The sequence below is a fragment of the Pedococcus sp. 5OH_020 genome (assembly GCF_027812955.1).
In the GTDB taxonomy this organism is placed as follows: Bacteria; Actinomycetota; Actinomycetes; order Actinomycetales; family Dermatophilaceae; genus Pedococcus.
This window is the reverse complement of sequence record NZ_JAPYZV010000003.1, coordinates 154138-171759: the sequence shown is the minus strand read 5'-3', so window position 1 is coordinate 171759 and position 17622 is coordinate 154138. Positions and strand designations below refer to the sequence as shown.

Here is a 17622-nt window from a genome sequence, read left to right as displayed (position 1 = left end):
CAGTGGAGGGTCAGCGACGGGCGAGCCGCGCTGCGTCGGCGACGAGCAGGTCCAGCTCGTCGGTCCAGAAGCGGTCGATCTCGGCGCGGAGCCGGACGACTCCCCCCGGGACGATGCTGTAGAAGCGCTGTCGCCCGTCCTTGCGGGCGGCCACGAGCCCGGCCTCTGAGAGCACCAGCAGGTGCTGGGAGATGGCCGACCGTGTGACAGGGAACTCCTCAGCGAGCTCCGTTACCGACCGAGGTCCGGAGGCCAGCAGCTGCAGGATCCGTCGCCGGTTCGGCTCCGCAGCTGCGCTGAGGGCGTCCGTCACCTGAGATACGTTAGTCGCTGCTAACGCATTTGGTCAACAGCGACGGCGTGGGAACCTGCGTCAGGAGACCGGGTCAGGGGGCGAGGTAGCGCTGGATGGTCGGACCCACCAGCGTCGCCAGATCCTCATGGCTGGCGTCCACCACGGCGGGGAACTCGACGATGTAGCGCATCACTGCGAGCCCGACCATCTGCGAGGCGGCCAGGCCGGCGCGCAGCTCGAGGTGCGCCGGCCGCTCCCCGGGCTCGGCCAGCGCCCGCAGCACCCGCCCGAAGATCTCCCTGGTGAGGAACTCCCGCAGCATGCGGGTGGCCTCCTCGTGGGTCACCGCGGACCGGATGAGCGCCTGGAACCGCTGCTTCCCGTCCGCGGAGTCCCAGACGGCCAGGAACGCCAGGACGAGGTTCTCCCCGACCTGGTCACGCGGAGCGGCCACGACGGCGGCGATGAGCTCGGCCGGGTTCGCGGGGATGTCCATGACGGCAGCGAAGAGCTCGGCCTTGCCGCCGAAGTAGTGGTGGACGAGCGCGGGGTCCACCTCGGCGCGACGGGCGATCCCACGCAGCGACGTGGCGTCGTACCCCTGGCCCGCGAAGTCCGCCCTGGCCGCCTCGATGATCGCCTTCTTGGTGTCGACGCCCCCCGGCCGCCTCCCCCTGGGCGTCATGAGACGCCCTGCGGCGAAACGGCGGCAAGGTGAAGCCGGGCGAACGCCAGTGACTCGGCGAGGTCCAGCTCACGCAGCTGGGGAGTCAGCTTGCGCGTCCCCACCTCCACCACCACGGACCCGGAGAAGCCGTTCGTGGCCAGCAGCTCGAGGAACTCGCCGCACGGCTGCGCTCCTCGTCCGGGGACGAGATGCTCGTCCTTGAGGGACCCGAGCCCGTCGGCGAGGTGCACGTGGGCCAGCCGTGCCCCCAGGGCCCTGGCCATCTCCATCGCGTCCGAGCCCGCCGTCGCGGTGTGGGACAGGTCCAGCGTCACGTTGTCGTACGGCTGCGGGACCGGGTCCCAGTGCGGCAGATAGGCCTCGAACTCCCGCTGCCTCGCCCGCCACGGGAACATGTTCTCCACGGCGAGCGCCACGCCCGTCTCGTGCTCGCGCAGGGCGACGCCTTCGGCGAAGTCCCTGGCGTAGTCCCGCTGCCAGCGAAAGGGCGGGTGCAGGACGACTGTCGAGGCGCCGACCTCCTCCGCCAGTCCGATCGAGCGGTCCACCTTGGTCCACGGGTCGGGACCCCAGATCCGCTGCGTCAGCAGGAGGGTCGGGGCGTGCACGGACACGATCGGGATGCCGTGCAGCTCCGAGAGCGCCGCGAGGGCGCCGGCCTCCTGTGAGACCGGGTCCGTCCAGACCATCACCTCGACGGCGTCGTAGCCCAGCCGGGCGGCGGTCGCGAAGGCCGAGGCGCAGCTCTCCGGATAGACCGAGGCGGTGGACAGCGCGACGGTGGCACCGGGGACCGTGACCGCCGAAGGCATGCTCCGAGCCTACCCAGGCGGCCCGGCGAGGTATGGCGGGTGTCAGCGCAGGGTGTCGAGCCGGCGCAGGATGACCCCCTCGCGCAGCGCCCACGGGCAGATATCCAGAGAGTCCACCTCCAGTAGGTCCATCGCGGCCTCTGCGACGAGGGCCCCCGCCAGCAGCTGCGGCGCCCGACCGGCGGAGACCCCGGGGAGCGTGCGACGACGGCTGACGGACATGGAGCCCAGCCGGCGCACGACGTCGGCGAGCGCGGCCCGCTCCAGGCGTCGCGCGGCGTACGGCCCGTCACTGCTCGGCGCTGCGCCGGTGACGCGGGCCAGCGATCGCATCGTCTTGGAGGTGCCCACTGCGCGGTCCGGCGCGCCGGCCTTGGCAAGGGGTCGTACCGCTCCCGCCAGACGCATCCTGATGTCGCGGCGTGCGGCCCGAACCGCCTCGGGGTCCGGCGGGTCGCCGTGCAGCAGGTCGCGAGTCAGCCGCCCGGCCCCCAGCGGCAGGCTCACCGCCGCGTCCGGGTCCTCGTCCATCCCGGCGGCCAGCTCGAGCGAGCCACCGCCGATGTCCACCACGAGCAGGGTGCCGCTGGACCAGCCGAACCAGCGCCTCGCGGCCAGAAAGGTCAGGCGTGCCTCCTCCTCACCGGAGAGGACCTCGAGGGCGACGCCGGTGTCCTGCCGGACCCGGGTGAGAACCTCCTCACCGTTGGGCGCTTCGCGGATCGCGCTGGTGGCGAACGCCATCAGCTCCTCGACGCCCTGGTCCTCCGCCACGCCGAGGCACTCAGTGACGAAGCAGCTGAGCGCGTCCTGCCCTGACCGTGCGATGTCACCGGCGTCGCTGACGTGCTCGGAGAGGCGAAGCTCCATCTTGTGCGAGCTGGCCGGCAGCGGCTGTGCGCCGGAGTGGGCGTCGACCACGAGCAGGTGCACCGTGTTGGAGCCGACGTCGACCACCCCTAGGCGCATGGGGAGACCGTATCGGCTGCCGGGCACCAGACCGGCCGGTGTGGGACCGGACCGGGGCACGCGGCCGCCATGACCCGTGGCGGGTCTTGCGCACGCGGGTCTCTGCAGGGTCTGCCAGAGCAGGACGTAAGGTCTTGTCCGTGGTTGAGACCCCGCTCGACACGGCCCGGCTGTGGGTGGAGTTCACCGACCCCGACGACCCGGGGCAGCGGTTCCGCGTGGACCTCACCTGGCTGACCTCGAGCTGGACGTGCATCTTCGGCAACGGCTGCCAGGGCATCTACGCCGACCGGCCGGACGACGGCTGCTGCACACTGGGAGCCCACTTCACCGACCAGGACGACATCGACCGCATCGCACGCGTCGTCCTGGACCTCGGCGAGGACGAGTGGCAGCACCACCCCGGCTCCACCAAGAAGTCCGCCTGGACGGAGGCGGAGGACGACGCCCTCAAGACGAGGGTCGTCGACGGGGCCTGCATCTTCCTCAACCGCCCGGGGTTCCCCGCCGGCGCGGGCTGCGCCCTGCACCAGCACGCGATTCTCACCGGCAAGGCACCCCATACGGTGAAGCCGGACGTGTGCTGGCAGCTGCCGATCCGGCGCACGTACCGCACGGTCGAGATGCCGGACGGGTCGTCGTGGCAGGAGGTGACCATCACGGAGTACGACCGTCGCGGCTGGGGTCCGGGTGGGCACGACCTCGACTGGTACTGCTCGTCCAACCCGGAGGCGCATGTGGGGCGCGAGCCCGTCTACCGCAGCAACCGGGCCGAGCTGGTGGAGCTGATGGGCGATGCCGCGTACGCGGAGCTGGAGCTGCGCTGCGAGGCCCACCTAGCCAGCGTCAAGGCGGCACGGAACGCCTACTCCCGCAAGCTGCTTCCCTTGCTGGTCCATCCCGCGACGCTCGCTGCGCAACCTGCGCAGGCCCCGCGCAAGCGCCTGTGAGCGGGGCCACGCCCTCCCCGAACATCTGGGACACCCCGGATGTGTACGAGGTGGAGAACCGGGGCGTCGACCGGGCGAACGTCGTCGAGGCGGCGATGGAGACGCTGCACCCGTTCGAGGGTGCCGACCTTGTCGACGTCGGCTGCGGGACGGGCTTCCATCTCCCGCGCTTCGTGGAACTGGGTTGCCGGTCCGTCGTGGGGGTCGAGCCGCACCCGCCGCTGGTCTCCCTGGCGCGCGACCGGGTCCGCGACCTGCCTCAGGTCGTCGTCCACGAGGCGATGGCGCAGTCCCTGCCGCTGAGGGACCACTGCGCGGATATCGTCCATGCCCGGTGGGCATACTTCTTCGGCGCAGGCAGCGAGCCGGGCCTGGCCGAGCTGGAGCGCGTGCTGCGGCCGGGTGGCACGGCGTTCGTCGTCGACAACGACGCGACGCGCTCGCTCTTCGGTCGCTGGTTCACCAGGGCGAACCCGACGTACGACGCGCTGGCCGTGGAACGGTTCTGGCACCGCCAGGGATGGTCTCGTGAGCCGCTCACCATCCGCTGGGACTTCGACAGCCGCGACGACTTCGAACAGGTGGTCCGGATCGAGTTCCCGGAGACCGTCGCGGAAGGCATCCTGGCCGAGCACGAGGGCACCGGGGTCGACTACGGGGTCAACCTGTGGTGGCGCCGGTTCTGACTGGACACTCCAGCGCCCGGGGGACAGGGTGAGGGAGGGGCCGCAGAGGCCTCGCGACCGCACGGCACCGGAGGTGAGGACGATGACGGGCCACGTAGCCACCGCAACGACGCAGGTCGAGGCGGTCCCCGACCGCGTCTGGCAGGCCCTGACCGACCCGGACCAGGTGGCGAGCTACATGATGGGCAGCAGGGTGGAGAGCGACTGGCGTCCCGGCAGCACCATCACCTGGAGCGGTGAGTGGCAGGGACGGGAGTACCAGGACAAGGGCCAGGTGCTGCAGGCGGAGCCCGGGCGGCTGTTGGAGGTCACCCACTACAGCCCGTTGACGGGCCAGGACGACATTCCGGAGAACTACCACACAGTGCGGTACGAGCTGGAGCCCTCCGGTACTGGGACGACGGTGCGGCTCACGCAGGACGGCTGCGCCGACGAGGCCCAGGCCCGCCAGTTCTCGCAGAACTGGCAGGGAATGCTCGACGGGCTCAAGAAGGTTGCGGAGGCCTAGGCTCAGACCACATCGCGCCAGGCCCTGACAGGACGGACCTGCGCAGAAGCTGCCGCATGGCGACCAGGGGGCTGTCGGTCGGTCGACGTAGGTTGTCCGCCATGGCAGCGAAGACCTCGACCAAGACGACCGGGTACCGCTGCGCGGAGTGCGGCTGGACCACGGCGAAGTGGGTGGGTCGCTGTGGGGAGTGCCAGGTCTGGGGCAGCGTCAGCGAGGTAGGGGCGGTCACCGTCCGGACGACCGCTGCGGCCCGCGCCGAGCGGCCCGCCATCCCGATCGGTCAGGTGGACGCCCGCCGCGCGGAGGCGCGCAGCACAGGGGTCGGCGAGTTCGACCGGGTCCTCGGCGGCGGGCTGGTCCCGGGTGCCGTCGTACTCGTGGCGGGGGAGCCAGGCATCGGCAAGTCCACCCTGCTGCTCGACGTCGCCGCGCGCGCCGCCCGCACGGGCGAGGGCAGCACGGGCGAGGGCAGCACGGTGCTGTACGTCACCGGGGAGGAGTCGGCGGCACAGGTGCGGCTGCGCGCCGAGCGGATCGAGGCGATGGCCAGCTCCCTCTTCCTGGCATCGGAGACCGACCTCGCCACCGTTCTCGGCCAGGTCGACGCGGTCCAGCCAGACCTCGTCGTGGTCGACTCCGTCCAGACCATTTCCAGTGGTGAGGTCGAGGGTGCTGCCGGAAACGTGAGCCAGGTGCGCGAGGTGGCCGCCTCGCTGATCCAGGTCGCCAAGTCGCGAGGCATCGCCGTCCTGCTGGTGGGGCATGTGACCAAGGACGGCTCGATAGCCGGGCCTCGGGTCCTCGAGCACCTCGTGGACGTGGTCGTCCAGTTCGAGGGCGACCGGCACTCGCGGCTGAGGCTGGTGCGGGCGGTGAAGAACCGCTACGGCCCCACGGACGAGGTCGGCTGCTTCGACCTCTCCGACGTGGGAATCGTCGGCCTTCCGGACCCCAGCGGCCTCTTCCTGTCCAGAGGGACGCTGACGGTTCCGGGCACGTGCGTCACCGTCACCCTCGAGGGCCGCCGCCCGCTGATGACGGAGGTCCAGGCCCTGGTGGCCAAGAGCGAGATCCCGACGCCACGGCGGGCGACCAGCGGCCTGGACAGCTCGCGGGTCGCCATGATCATCGCCGTCCTCGCGCGCCGTGCGGGTGCGCCCATCGGCAGCTCGGACGTCTACCTGTCCACCGTAGGAGGGGTGCGTCTGACAGAGCCCGCCTCCGACCTGGCAGTGGCGCTGGCCATCGCCAGCGCCGTCACGGACCGCCCGGTAGTCGAGCACGCGGTCGCCTTCGGCGAGCTCGGTCTGGCCGGAGAGCTGCGACCGGTCACCGGGATCCCACGCCGGTTGGGAGAGGCCGCCAGGCTGGGTTTTCGCACCGCGTACGTCCCGGCCGGTGTACTGGGAAGCGGTCCGACGCCCGAGGGAATGAACGTCGTGGAATGTCCCGATGTCCGCAGCGCGGTCGAAGCCGCTTTGCACCCTGGCCGCGGTTAGACTCGCGCCAACCAACGAGGCCGGGGCAGCAAGGGGTTTGAGCAGTGGAACTTCGCGAGGACGACGCGCTGCGCGCCACCCTCGCAGCGGTGGCCCCGGGCACCGAGCTGCGCGACGGCCTGGAGCGGATCCTTCGCGGGCGGACCGGTGCCCTCATCGTGCTCGGTCACGACCGCACCGTCGAGAGCCTTTCGACCGGCGGCTTCCCACTCGACGTGGAGTTCTCGGCCACGAGGCTGCGTGAGCTGGCCAAGATGGACGGCGGGATCGTGCTCGACCGTGAGGCGTCCCGCATCCTGCGCGCGGCGACCCAGCTCGTCCCCGACCCGTCCATCGAGACCAGCGAGTCGGGCACCAGGCACCGCACCGCTGAGCGCGTGGCGAAGCAGACCGGCTACCCGGTGATCTCGGTGAGCCAGTCGATGCGCATCGTCGCGCTGTACGTCGACGGGCGCCGGCATGTCCTGGAGGACTCCAGCGCCATCCTCTCGCGAGCCAACCAGGCGCTGCAGACCCTCGAGCGCTACAAGGCCCGCCTCGACGAGGTCACGGGCACCCTCTCGGCGCTCGAGATCGAGGACCTCGTCACCGTGCGCGACGTCGCCAGCGTGCTTCAGCGCCTGGAGATGGTGCGGCGGATCCGCGACGAGATCTCGGGCTACGTCGTCGAGCTCGGTGTCGACGGTCGCCTGCTCACGCTGCAGCTCGAGGAGCTGACCGGTGGCCTGGGGAACGACCGGGAGCTGGTGATCCGCGACTACCTGCCGCTGACCAAGGCGGCCTACACCCTTGACCACGCGATGGCCTCGCTGGAGGAGCTCACCTCCACCGAGCTCCTCGACCTCTCGGCCGGCGCCAAAGCCGTCGGCTTCGCGATCGGGGGAGACGCGCTCGACTCCGCGGTCAGCCCATGCGGGTACCGCCTGCTGAGCAAGGTGCCTCGCCTCCCGGGCGCCATCGTCGACCGCCTCGTCGAACACTTCGGCAGCCTCCAGAAGCTGCTCGCGGCCAACCTCGAGGAGCTCATGGATGTCGACGGGGTCGGCGAGGGCCGCGCCCGCGCCGTCCGCGAAGGCCTGTCCCGCCTGGCCGAGTCCAGCATCCTCGAACGTTACGTGTGAGCGTCGGCGCCGGTCCCGAGCGCCTGCACGCGCGCGTGCTGGAGTGGTACTCCCATGCCGCCCGCGACCTTCCCTGGCGTAGCCCCGAAGCCTCGCCATGGGGCATCCTCGTCTCCGAGGTGATGCTCCAGCAGACGCCTGTCGCGCGCGTGCTGCCGGTGTGGCTCGAGTGGCTGGGCCGGTGGCCCACGCCGGTCGACCTCGCGAAGGAACCGCCGGGGGAGGCGGTTCGGGCGTGGGGGCGGCTCGGCTATCCGCGGCGAGCGCTCCGGCTGCACGCCGCGGCCATCACTATCGCCGCTGAGCACGACGGCCAGGTTCCCTCGAACGAGGAGGACCTGCTCTCCCTCGCAGGGGTGGGCGCCTACACCGCGGCAGCCGTAGCCACTTTCGCCTACGGTCACCGGACGACCGTCGTCGACACGAACGTGCGGCGGGTCCTCGCCCGGGCGGTGGGCGGCGAAGAGCACGCTCCCCCCTCCCCCACGCGTGTCGAGCTGGCCCTGGCGTCCTCCCTGGTTCCCGAGGAGCCGGACCGGGCTCGTACGTGGAGTGTGGCGACGATGGAGCTCGGCGCGCTGGTGTGCACGGCTAGAGCCCCCCGCTGCGACGACTGCCCCATCCGCGGTGAGTGTGCGTGGCGCCTCGCCGGGCGTCCACCGTACGCGGGCCCGGCTCGCCGGGGCCAGGCCTGGCACGGCACCGACCGGCAGCTGCGGGGAGCGCTGCTCCAGCTTCTGCGCGACAGCACGGACCCCGTGCCGCGGGCGGACCTCGAGGCTCTGTCCCCCAACGACCTGCAGCGTGAGCGTTGCCTGGACTCGCTGGTCTCGGACGGCCTCGTGGAACCGCTGCCGGGTGACCGGTTCGGCCTCCCGGGCGCGGGGGCGGCAGGCTGGCGATGAAGACCCCCGGGCGTACGCCAGGCAGCGCGAGCCCTTCCGGTGGTGCCGGTGGCGCCGATGCCTCGGGGATCGAGTCCGGGAGCCGCAGACGAGCAGCCGCCCGTGCGCTTCGCCGCGGCGCGGCCCGGACCGGACGGGTGATCGGCCATGGGACCGTCCTCAGTGCCCGGCTGGCGGGGAGGGGAAGCCGGGCGGGGGCCCGGCGTGCTCGGGCCTACACGCACTCCGCGGGCGCGGGCGCGAGCGGCCTTGCACGGATCGTCGAGCTGCACTTCGTCGCCCTCATGGGGGACGCCGCTCTCACGGTGAGTCTCGCCGGCACCATCTTCGCCATCCCGACGGACGAGGCGCGCGGTCAGGTGGCGCAGTTCCTCCTGCTCACCATGGCACCCTTCGCGCTGCTCGCGCCGTTCATCGGACCACTGCTCGACAGGTTCCGGCACGGCCGTCGATGGGCGATCGGGACAACGCTGGCCCTGCGAGCCTTCCTCTGCTGGGTGCTGGCGGGAGCGGTGGCGACCGGCTCACCGTGGCTGTTCCCGGCCGCCCTGGGCTGCCTGGTGGCCTCCAAGGCCTACGGGGTGACCCGAGCCTCGGCGGTCCCACGGCTGCTGCCACCGGAGTTCAGCCTCGTCAACGCCAACTCGCGCAACGCGCTGGCCGGTGTGGCCGGCATGGCCGTCGGCGGTGGTCTGGCCGGTGCCGTCGCGCGCATCGGGCCGCAGTGGTCCTTGAGGCTCGCCTTCCTCGTCTACGTCGTCGCCACCGTGCTGGCCATCCGGCTCCCGGCCAGGGTGGACTCGAACGCCGGTGAGCGGGGCCTCGGCGTGACGGGCTCGTCCTCGACCCCTGCGCGGACCGCGGACTCACGCACCCCGTTGGCAAGGCTGCGGGCCGCAGTGGCGGCCCTGCCGGTGCCTGTGCTGACCGCCCTCTGCAGTGCCATGGGCGCGCGCCTCCTGACCGGGTTCCTGACCCTCTTCATGGCCTTCCTGATGCGCGAGAACCCACTCCCGGGACACAGCGGGACTCTCGTCCTCGCGCTCGTCGTCGGAGCCGCGGGAACCGGAAACGCGTTGGGAACGGTCATCGGCAACGCCCTGCGACGGCTGCGCCCCGACCTCATCATCGCTGCGGCTCTGATCGCCGACGTGGTGGCCGCCTTGCTGGCCGCTCTCCTCTACTCCCTCACGACGCTGCTCGTGCTGGGCCTCCTGGCCGGCCTGGCCGCCCAGCTCGTCAAGCTCGGCAGCGACGCAGTGGTCCAGCGCGACATCGACGAGGTGGTGCGCACCCGGGTGTTCGCCTGGTCCGAGACGGTCCTTCAGGTCGCGTGGGTCGTCGGGGGCGGTATCGGCATCGCGCTGCCCCTCGAGCCGCGGTTGGGCTTCGGGGTGATCTCGGCGGTGCTCGTCCTGGTCCTGGCCGCCACCGTGCGGATCCGGGTCTCGGGCCGGACAGCCCGCACGTCGCTCTAGAGGGTTCGCAGCATCCTGGTGTTGCCGAGCGTGTTCGGCTTGACCCGCTCAAGGTCCAGGAACTCCGCCACGCCCTCGTCGTAGGAGCGCACCAGCTCGACATACACCTCCGGGGACACCGCCTGACCCTCGATCACCGAGAAGCCGTGCCGCGCGAAGAAGTCCACCTCGAAGGTGAGACAGAACAGCCGCCCGACGCCAAGCTCGCGCGCGTCGTCGACCAGTGTGCGAAGGAGAAGCGAGCCCACCCCGTGGCCCTTGGCCTCGGGGCGGACAGCAAGGGTCCGGATCTCGGCGAGGTCCTCCCACATGACGTGTAGCGCACCGCAGCCCACGACGACCCCGTCCAGAGCTGCGACCCTGAACTGCTGCAGCGCCTCGTAGTAGGTGACGGCGTCCTTGGAGACGAGCACCCCCGAGTCTGCGAGGGGGCGGACGATCTCCCGGATCGTGCGGATGTCCCTGGTCCGGGCACCTCGGACGGTGAGCCGCTGCTGCGGCCCCGAGGGCGCCTGTGCTGCCGAGCCGTCAGGTGCCAAGCCGGCCGTCCCGGATGTCGCGGAAGGTCGAGCGCGCCGCGGCGCCGAGCAGCACCACGGACTGGCGGTCGCGGGTGGCGAGTGAGCCGGGAACCACGGTGTTCCGAACGCGCGCCGCATCGCTGAGGTAGAGGCTGGCGCAGAGGTTCAGGACCTCGGCGACAGTCAGGTCGGTGGCCAGGTACGGGCTCATCCGCGTCAGCAGACTCGCGAGCCTGGCCGGTCCCAGCTTCTGGGCCATGACCATCCCCGCCTTGATGATGGCCCCCTGGTTGGCCGACCGCCCGAAGTCCCCGTTCGAGAGGTGCTTGCGCTCGCGCGCCAAGGCCAGAGCGTGCTTGGCGTCCAGCCTGTTGGTACCCGGCTTGACGATCTGGAACCCCTCGACGCTGCGAATGGCGCGGTTCGCGACGAAGACGATCCCACCCAGGCTGCTCACCATGGCGCGGAAGCCCTTGAAACCGGTGATGACGTAGCCGTCGATCGGCACCCCGCTCGCCTGCGACACGGCGGCGACCTGACCCCGAGCACCGCCGAGGACCAGCGCGGCGTTGATCTTCGCCGTGCTACCGCCCGGCATGGCGACCCACGAGTCCCGCGGGATGCCGACGATCCCTCCTACACCCTTCGCATCGACCCCGACGATGTGCAGGGCGTCCCCGCGGCACTTCTCGACCGGCTGCGGGTTGCGCGCATCCGAGCCGATGGCGAGCACCCGCATCGTCCTGAACGCTGGACGGGCGACCTTCAAGGAGGGCCACCACCCCCCGACGACAGTCCACCTCTTGTCCTTCACGAGCAGCGTGACGTCCTTGTCATGGACCACCGTGGCGATCCTCGACGACTTCCAGGTCCCGGTCGTGCCAGTCAGTCTCACGGGACCGCGCACCGTCTTCCGGGCGGACAGTGCGGCCTTCACACCGCGCTCTGCCGGCACCGTGCCACCCCGGTAGAGGGTCGTCATGACGTCGAGGAGGTCGGCCGGCAGTCCCGGCCCCTGGACCCGGGCCGGGGCCGGGCCGCCCTTCGTCGCGGTGCCCGAGACTCCGGGACGGGGCTTGTCCGTCGAGCAGGCCGCGAGCCCGAAGGGTGCGGCGAACATCCCGAGGAGCACGGAACGGCGGTGCAGGAAGGGGGGGCGCACGGCCCCAAGGGTACGGCGCCGCACGCCCCTGGCCGTGGCGCCACGTGGTCCCGGTGTGCCCCGTTCGCCCCACAGCCCCGCTCCCCTGCCACGGTGCGCTCGTGACCGGTCCCCCAGTCACGCTGCCCGCCCGTCACGGTGCCCCTCGTCACGGTGCCCCTCGTCACGGTGCCCCTCGTCACGGTGCCCCTCGTCACGGTGCGGCCCGTCACGGTGCGGCCCGTCACGGTGCCGCCCGCGAGACGACGAAGGGAGGCACCGGATGGGGTGCCTCCCTTCGATCCTGGGACGAGGTGGACCGCGAGGTCAGGCGCGGCCCAGCCCGCCGGTCACTCTGCCGAGTCGCCCACCGTCTCCACGACGGGAAGCTCGATGCTGCCCGGGTGAGGGGTGCCGGTGAACGTGAACGTCGACGACTTGCCCTCGCCGTCGGAGTTGACGAGCACGAGCTCGCCGGCCTTCAGCTCGCCGTACAGGATCTTCTCGGACAGGACGTCCTCGATCTCGCGCTGGATCGTCCGGCGCAGCGGACGAGCGCCGAGGACCGGGTCGTAGCCCTTCTTGGCCAGGGCGTTCTTGGCCTCGATGGTGAGCTCGATGCCCATGTCCTTGTCCTTGAGCCGCTTGTCCAGCTTGGCGATCTCCAGGTCGACGATGGCCACGATCTCCTCCTGCGTGAGCTGGGGGAAGACGATCGTGTCGTCGACACGGTTGAGGAACTCGGGCCGGAAGTGCTGCTTGAGCTCGTCCGTCACCTTGTTCTTCATCCGCTCATAGTCGCTGCGGGTGTCCGCGCCGGCCGAGAAGCCGAGCGAGCCCCTGGAGATGTCCCGCGTTCCGAGGTTGGTCGTCATGATGATCACGGTGTTCTTGAAGTCGACCATCCGACCCTGCGAGTCGGTGAGACGGCCGTCCTCGAGCACCTGCAGCAGTGTGTTGAAGATGTCGGGGTGCGCCTTCTCCACCTCGTCGAACAACACCACCGAGAACGGCTTGCGGCGCACCTTCTCGGTGAGCTGGCCACCCTCCTCGTACCCGACGTAGCCGGGGGGCGAACCGAACAGCCGCGACACGGTGTGCTTCTCGGAGAACTCGGACATGTCCAGCTGGATCAGGCTGTCCTCGTCACCGAAGAGGAACTCGGCCAGCGTCTTGGCCAGCTCGGTCTTACCGACACCGGTCGGACCGGCGAAGATGAAGGAGCCACCCGGACGGCGCGGGTCCTTCAGGCCGGCGCGGGTACGCCGGATCGCCTGCGACAGCGCCTTGATGGCGTCGTCCATGCCGACGATCCGCTTGTGCAGCTCGTCCTCCATGTGGAGCAGTCTGCTGGACTCCTCCTCGGTCAGCTTGAACACCGGGATGCCCGTCGAGGCGGCGAGCACCTCGGCGATCAGCTCCTCGTCCACCTCGGCCACGACGTCCATGTCGCCGGACTTCCACTGCGACTCCCGCTCGGCCTTGCGGGCGAGCAGCTTCTTCTCGTCGTCGCGCAGGTGAGCGGCCTTCTCGAAGTCCTGGCCGTCGATGGCCGACTCCTTCTCAAGCCGCACGGCCGCGATCTTGTCGTCGAACTCGCGCAGGTCCGGCGGCGCCGTCATCCGGCGGATGCGCAAGCGTGCGCCGGCCTCGTCGATGAGGTCGATGGCCTTGTCTGGCAGGAAGCGGTCGTTGATGTACCGGTCGGCGAGGTTCGCCGCGCTCACCAGCGCAGCGTCGGTGATCGAGACGCGGTGGTGCGCCTCGTACCGGTCGCGCAGGCCCTTGAGGATCTCGATGGCGTGGCTGAGCGTCGGCTCTGCCACCTGGATGGGCTGGAAGCGCCGCTCGAGGGCGGAGTCCTTCTCGATGTGCTTGCGGTACTCGTCGAGCGTGGTGGCACCGATGGTCTGAAGCTCACCACGGGCCAGCATGGGCTTCAGAATGCTCGCGGCGTCGATGGCACCCTCGGCCGCCCCGGCACCGACGAGCGTGTGGATCTCGTCGATGAACAGGATGATGTCGCCACGTGTGCGGATCTCCTTGAGCACCTTCTTCAGCCGCTCCTCGAAGTCGCCGCGGTAGCGGCTCCCGGCCACGAGCGCGCCGAGGTCGAGGGTGTAGAGCTGCTTGTCCTTCAGCGTCTCCGGGACCTCGCCCTTGACGATGTCCTGTGCGAGGCCCTCGACCACGGCCGTCTTACCCACGCCGGGCTCACCGATCAGCACGGGGTTGTTCTTCGTGCGGCGGGACAGCACCTGCATGACCCGCTCGATCTCCTTCTCCCTGCCGATGACGGGGTCGAGCTTGCCCTCGCGGGCCGCCATCGTCAGGTTCCGGCCGAACTGGTCCAGGACGAGCGACCCGGCCGGGGTGCCCTCCTGCTGCGTCCCGGCGCCGACACCGGAGGACTGGCCCTCCTTGCCCTGGTAGCCGGAGATCAGCTGGATCACCTGCTGGCGCACGCGGTTGAGGTCGGCCCCGAGCTTCACGAGGACCTGGGCTGCGACGCCCTCCCCCTCGCGGATCAGGCCGAGCAGGATGTGCTCGGTGCCGATGTAGTTGTGGCCCAGCTGCAGCGCTTCGCGCAGGCTGAGCTCGAGGACCTTCTTCGCCCGGGGCGTGAAGGGAATGTGGCCGCTGGGCGCCTGCTGGCCCTGGCCGATGATCTCCTGAACCTGCTCGCGGACTGACTCCAGCGAGATCCCGAGGCTCTCCAGAGCCTTGGAGGCGACGCCTTCACCCTCGTGGATGAGGCCGAGCAGGATGTGCTCCGTGCCGATGTAGTTGTGGTTGAGCATGCGCGCTTCCTCCTGCGCAAGCACGACCACCCGACGGGCTCGGTCGGTGAACCGTTCAAACATCTCTCTGCTCCTGCCTAATCGAGATCATCTCGATGCTATCCGTGCTGTACGACGCCGGAGTACGCCTTCCGCCGACCGATACCCGATCGGGACGCTATCCGGACCCGTTACACGACTCGTGGGAAGGAACGCGGGGGGTGCGCGCCCTGTTCCCCGCCCTGAGCCGAGTGCGCTCATGTTCGCCCTGAGCGGACAGGAGCGCCCTCACCCCAGGCATACCCACGTCGCGGTGGCGTCACGCGCCTCCGGTCGGCCTCAGGCGCCCGGCCCCTTCTTGCGGACCTCGTCCACCTGCTCCATCGCCTGCCGCAGCTCCGCGAGCCAGCTGTCCGACTTCTCCCCGACCAGGCGGACACACCAGGCGAGCGCTTCGGAGCGGGACTTGGCCACGCCGGCCTCGACGAGGGTGTCCAGCACCCGGCGCTCCGGCTGGCGCAGGCGGGTCATGACCGGAGCGGCGAGATGGGTGAAGAGGACCTCCGTCGGACCCACGCGCACGCCCCAGCTCACCTTCTTGCCGCTGAGGTGCTCCAGCTCCCTGGCGATCTCGATCCGCCGCTCCCGGGTCTCCTCGCGGAAGGACTTCGCGCGACCGCGCGCCGCGATCGTGCGCTCGGTGTCGTCGGCGTCCCCCTCCAGCTCCGGCTCGGCGAGAGTGCCCATGATGAGCAGCTCGTCGCGGTCACGGGTGACCTCGACGGGGCCGGTGAACCAGTCAGTGGGGAGGCGACCGGCCAGCCACGCCTCCGCTGTTGTCCGTGTAGTCATGTAATGATGATTACTCGCTTGCAAGTCCGGCGGAAGGCCCAGGCGTCCGCTGACAGCGAACAAGGGAGGCGGAGCCCTTCAGCGGGGCCGCTGGTCGCTGATCCGCTTGGCCTTGCCGAGTGAGCGCTCGAGGCTGTGCGGAGCAACGACCTCCACCTCGATCGTCACCCCGACCCTCTCCTTGACCCGCCCACGCAGCTTCATGGCCATCGCCGCGCGCTCGGCCTCGCCGGCGTGGGCCGAAGCCGCCTCGACCTGCACCGTCAGCTCGTCCATCCGGCCCGGGCGGGTGAGCACGCAGAGGTAGTGCGGGGCCAGCCCCTCGACGGCGAGCAGGTGCTCCTCGATCTGTGATGGAAACACGTTGACGCCCCGGACGATCATCATGTCGTCGCTGCGGCCGGTGATCTTCGCCATCCGGCGGAACTGCGGGTACGCCGTCCCAGGCTGCAGGGTCGTGAGGTCCCTCGTCCGGTACCGCACGACCGGCAGGGCCTGCTTGGTGAGGGACGTGAGCACGAGCTCGCCCTCCTGGCCGTCGGGGAGCACCTCGCCGGTGATCGGGTCGACGACCTCGGGGTAGAAGTGGTCCTCCCATAGGTGCAGCCCGTCCTGGGTGTCCCCGGACTCCTGGGACACCCCGGGCCCGATCACCTCGGACAGCCCGTAGATGTCGACGGCCCGGATGTTGCTGCGGCGCTGCACCTCCTGCCTCATCGGCTCGGTCCAGGGCTCGGCCCCGAAGATGCCGATCTCGAGGGGGGTCTCCTTGGGGTCGACGCCCTGCGCCTCCATCTCGTCGAGGATGGCCAGGAAGTAGGACGGCGTCACCATGATGACCCGCGGCCGGAAGTCCTGGATGAGCTGGACCTGGCGCGCCGTCATCCCTCCGCTCACAGGTACCACAGTGCAGCCGAGGCGCTCGGCGCCGTAGTGCGCGCCGAGGCCGCCGGTGAACAGGCCATAGCCGTAGACCACGTGCAGCAGGTCGCCGCGGCGCCCCCCGGCCGCGTGGATGGAGCGCGCCATGACGGTCGCCCACATGTCGATGTCATCGCGGGTGTATCCCACGACCGTGGGCTTTCCCGTCGTCCCGCTCGAGGCGTGGATGCGGACGACCTCCTCGCGTGGCACGGCGAACATCCCGAAGGGGTAGCTCTCCCGCAGGTCCGCCTTGGTGGTGAAAGGGAACCGGGCGAGGTCCGCGAGCTCGCGCAGGTCCTCCACCCGGACACCCGCGGAGTCGAAAGCCGTTCGATAGTGCGGCACATTGTCGTACGCGTGCCCGAGACTCCAGCGCATCCGGTCCAGCTGGAGCGTCCGTAGCTCCTCGACGGTTGCGACGACCCTGTCCGCTGCGAAGACCTGGCCCGCCGCCGCGACGTCGTTCCCTTCCACACCGGCGTCCGTGTTGTGCATGGCCGTCAATCTACGACCGGTGCCGGGCGGGTTCCTGGGAGTTCTCGGTGAATGCGGATCTCGCGTTTCGCTGTCTGCCGATCGGACGTACGCTCGCAAAGGTGGACCGCCTGGCCGCTCGTACGGTCGTCGACGCACCGCCGGGGGCGGACGACGCGGACCTCGGCGATGCGTCGCCCGCACCTCGACGCCGGCCCCCCGCACGACCTCGACGCCGGCCCCCCGCACGATGGCTGGTCCCAGCGGTGGGGGCTCTGCTGGCACTCGCGCTCGCGGCCGTGGTGCTGACCCGCGCTCCGGGCACGCCGCCGGTGACCGCCGCCGACGTCAACCGCTCGGTCCAGCAGGGGCTCGACCAAGCGAAGAAGGACGCCAGGCAGGCACCTCCTGACGCGGCGGTGGCCTTCAAGACCGCACAGCCGTCGCTGGTGACCGTGGTGACGCAGCGCACCAGCAGTGCCGGTGACCAGCGTGGCACGGGGGCCGGGGTGGTCGTCAGCGCCAAGGGCGACGTGCTTACGGCGCTGCACGTCGTCGACGGCGCGAGCACCATTCGCGTGACCTTCGCCGACGGCACCGAGTCCTCCGCCACCGTCGCAAAGCAGGAGCGCGACAGCGACATCGCAGTCCTGACGCCCGCCACCCTTCCGCAGGTGGTGGTGCCGGCCGTACTGGGCGGTGGAGCGCGGGTCGGCGATCCGGTCTTCGCCCTCGGCCACCCGCTAGGGCTGGCCCAGTCACTCACCGCGGGTGTCGTCTCGGCTCTCGACCGGTCCGTACGGGTCGAAGCCGGCCGGACCCTCAAGGGCCTCATCCAGTTCGACGCGGCGGTGAACCCGGGCAGCTCCGGTGGCCCCCTGCTGAACCGGGACGGCCAGGTCATCGGCATCGTCACCGGCCTGGCCAACCCCTCCGAGCAGTCCTTCTTCGTCGGCATCGGTTTTGCCGTCCCCATCGCCACCGCCGGTGGCGTCGCCGGCAGCCCGCCGCAGTAG

At 70.6% G+C, this 17622-nt stretch carries 17 protein-coding genes; 8 read left to right on the top strand and 9 right to left on the bottom strand.

Going from position 1 to position 17622, the window contains the following annotated elements:
• Positions 1-10: 10 nt before the first annotated feature.
• The 4 genes from PHA84_RS06435 to PHA84_RS06420 all read right to left on the bottom strand — a co-directional run bounded on the left by PHA84_RS06435 (position 11) and on the right by PHA84_RS06420 (position 2764).
• Positions 11-313: an ArsR/SmtB family transcription factor gene (locus PHA84_RS06435; RefSeq protein WP_270887277.1), complete on the bottom strand. Its 303-nt coding sequence runs from the start codon at positions 311-313 to the stop codon at positions 11-13.
• A 73-nt stretch (positions 314-386) separates the two neighbouring features.
• Complete coding sequence (locus tag PHA84_RS06430) at positions 387-980, bottom strand: TetR/AcrR family transcriptional regulator (protein ID WP_270887276.1); 594 nt, start codon at positions 978-980, stop codon at positions 387-389.
• A complete protein-coding gene (locus tag PHA84_RS06425) occupies positions 977-1795 on the bottom strand; it encodes a sugar phosphate isomerase/epimerase family protein (RefSeq protein ID WP_270887275.1) in 819 nt (272 codons plus the stop codon). Before PHA84_RS06425 ends, PHA84_RS06430 begins: the two co-directional genes overlap by 4 nt.
• A 42-nt stretch (positions 1796-1837) precedes the next feature.
• A complete protein-coding gene (locus PHA84_RS06420; protein ID WP_270887274.1) occupies positions 1838-2764 on the bottom strand; it encodes a Ppx/GppA phosphatase family protein in 927 nt (308 codons plus the stop codon).
• 140 nt (positions 2765-2904) lie between these two features.
• On the opposite strand from PHA84_RS06420, the gene PHA84_RS06415 reads away from it, so the two are divergent.
• The 7 genes from PHA84_RS06415 (at position 2905) to PHA84_RS06385 (ending at position 9914) form a co-directional block, all read left to right on the top strand.
• Complete coding sequence (locus tag PHA84_RS06415; protein WP_270887273.1) at positions 2905-3714, top strand: hypothetical protein; 810 nt, start codon at positions 2905-2907, stop codon at positions 3712-3714.
• Positions 3711-4400 (top strand): class I SAM-dependent methyltransferase, encoded by a 690-nt coding sequence (locus PHA84_RS06410; protein ID WP_270887272.1) that lies wholly within the window; start codon positions 3711-3713, stop codon positions 4398-4400. Before PHA84_RS06415 ends, PHA84_RS06410 begins: the two co-directional genes overlap by 4 nt.
• A gap of 82 nt (positions 4401-4482) precedes the next feature.
• Positions 4483-4908, top strand: coding sequence for an SRPBCC family protein (locus PHA84_RS06405; protein WP_270887271.1), 426 nt, complete (start codon positions 4483-4485; stop codon positions 4906-4908).
• Between the two features lie 101 nt (positions 4909-5009).
• The gene (gene radA, locus PHA84_RS06400) at positions 5010-6410 is read left to right on the top strand and encodes a DNA repair protein RadA (RefSeq protein ID WP_270887270.1); all 1401 of its coding nucleotides are present in this window, start codon (positions 5010-5012) and stop codon (positions 6408-6410) included.
• Positions 6411-6454: 44 nt separating this feature from the next.
• The gene (gene disA / locus PHA84_RS06395) at positions 6455-7531 is read left to right on the top strand and encodes a DNA integrity scanning diadenylate cyclase DisA (protein WP_270887269.1); all 1077 of its coding nucleotides are present in this window, start codon (positions 6455-6457) and stop codon (positions 7529-7531) included.
• Positions 7528-8436, top strand: a complete 909-nt coding sequence (locus tag PHA84_RS06390) for an A/G-specific adenine glycosylase (protein ID WP_270887268.1) — start codon at positions 7528-7530, stop codon at positions 8434-8436. The genes disA and PHA84_RS06390 overlap by 4 nt, the downstream gene beginning before the upstream one ends.
• Positions 8433-9914, top strand: a complete 1482-nt coding sequence (locus PHA84_RS06385) for an MFS transporter (RefSeq protein ID WP_270887267.1) — start codon at positions 8433-8435, stop codon at positions 9912-9914. Before PHA84_RS06390 ends, PHA84_RS06385 begins: the two co-directional genes overlap by 4 nt.
• Here PHA84_RS06385 and PHA84_RS06380 read toward each other — a convergent pair.
• From PHA84_RS06380 to paaK, 5 genes are all read right to left on the bottom strand, one after another.
• Complete coding sequence (locus PHA84_RS06380; protein WP_270887266.1) at positions 9911-10453, bottom strand: amino-acid N-acetyltransferase; 543 nt, start codon at positions 10451-10453, stop codon at positions 9911-9913. The genes PHA84_RS06385 and PHA84_RS06380 overlap by 4 nt on opposite strands.
• The gene (locus PHA84_RS06375; protein ID WP_270887265.1) at positions 10443-11597 is read right to left on the bottom strand and encodes an LCP family protein; all 1155 of its coding nucleotides are present in this window, start codon (positions 11595-11597) and stop codon (positions 10443-10445) included. Before PHA84_RS06375 ends, PHA84_RS06380 begins: the two co-directional genes overlap by 11 nt.
• A 329-nt stretch (positions 11598-11926) precedes the next feature.
• Positions 11927-14440, bottom strand: a complete 2514-nt coding sequence (locus tag PHA84_RS06370) for an ATP-dependent Clp protease ATP-binding subunit (protein WP_270887264.1) — start codon at positions 14438-14440, stop codon at positions 11927-11929.
• A gap of 255 nt (positions 14441-14695) precedes the next feature.
• Entirely contained in the window at positions 14696-15208 is a 513-nt protein-coding gene (locus tag PHA84_RS06365) for a hypothetical protein (protein ID WP_270887263.1), read from the bottom strand.
• A 78-nt stretch (positions 15209-15286) separates the two neighbouring features.
• Complete coding sequence (gene paaK / locus PHA84_RS06360; RefSeq protein ID WP_270887262.1) at positions 15287-16627, bottom strand: phenylacetate--CoA ligase PaaK; 1341 nt, start codon at positions 16625-16627, stop codon at positions 15287-15289.
• 101 nt (positions 16628-16728) lie between these two features.
• Here paaK and PHA84_RS06355 point away from each other — a divergent pair, with 101 nt between their 5' ends.
• Positions 16729-17622: a S1C family serine protease gene (locus PHA84_RS06355; RefSeq protein ID WP_270887261.1), complete on the top strand. Its 894-nt coding sequence runs from the start codon at positions 16729-16731 to the stop codon at positions 17620-17622.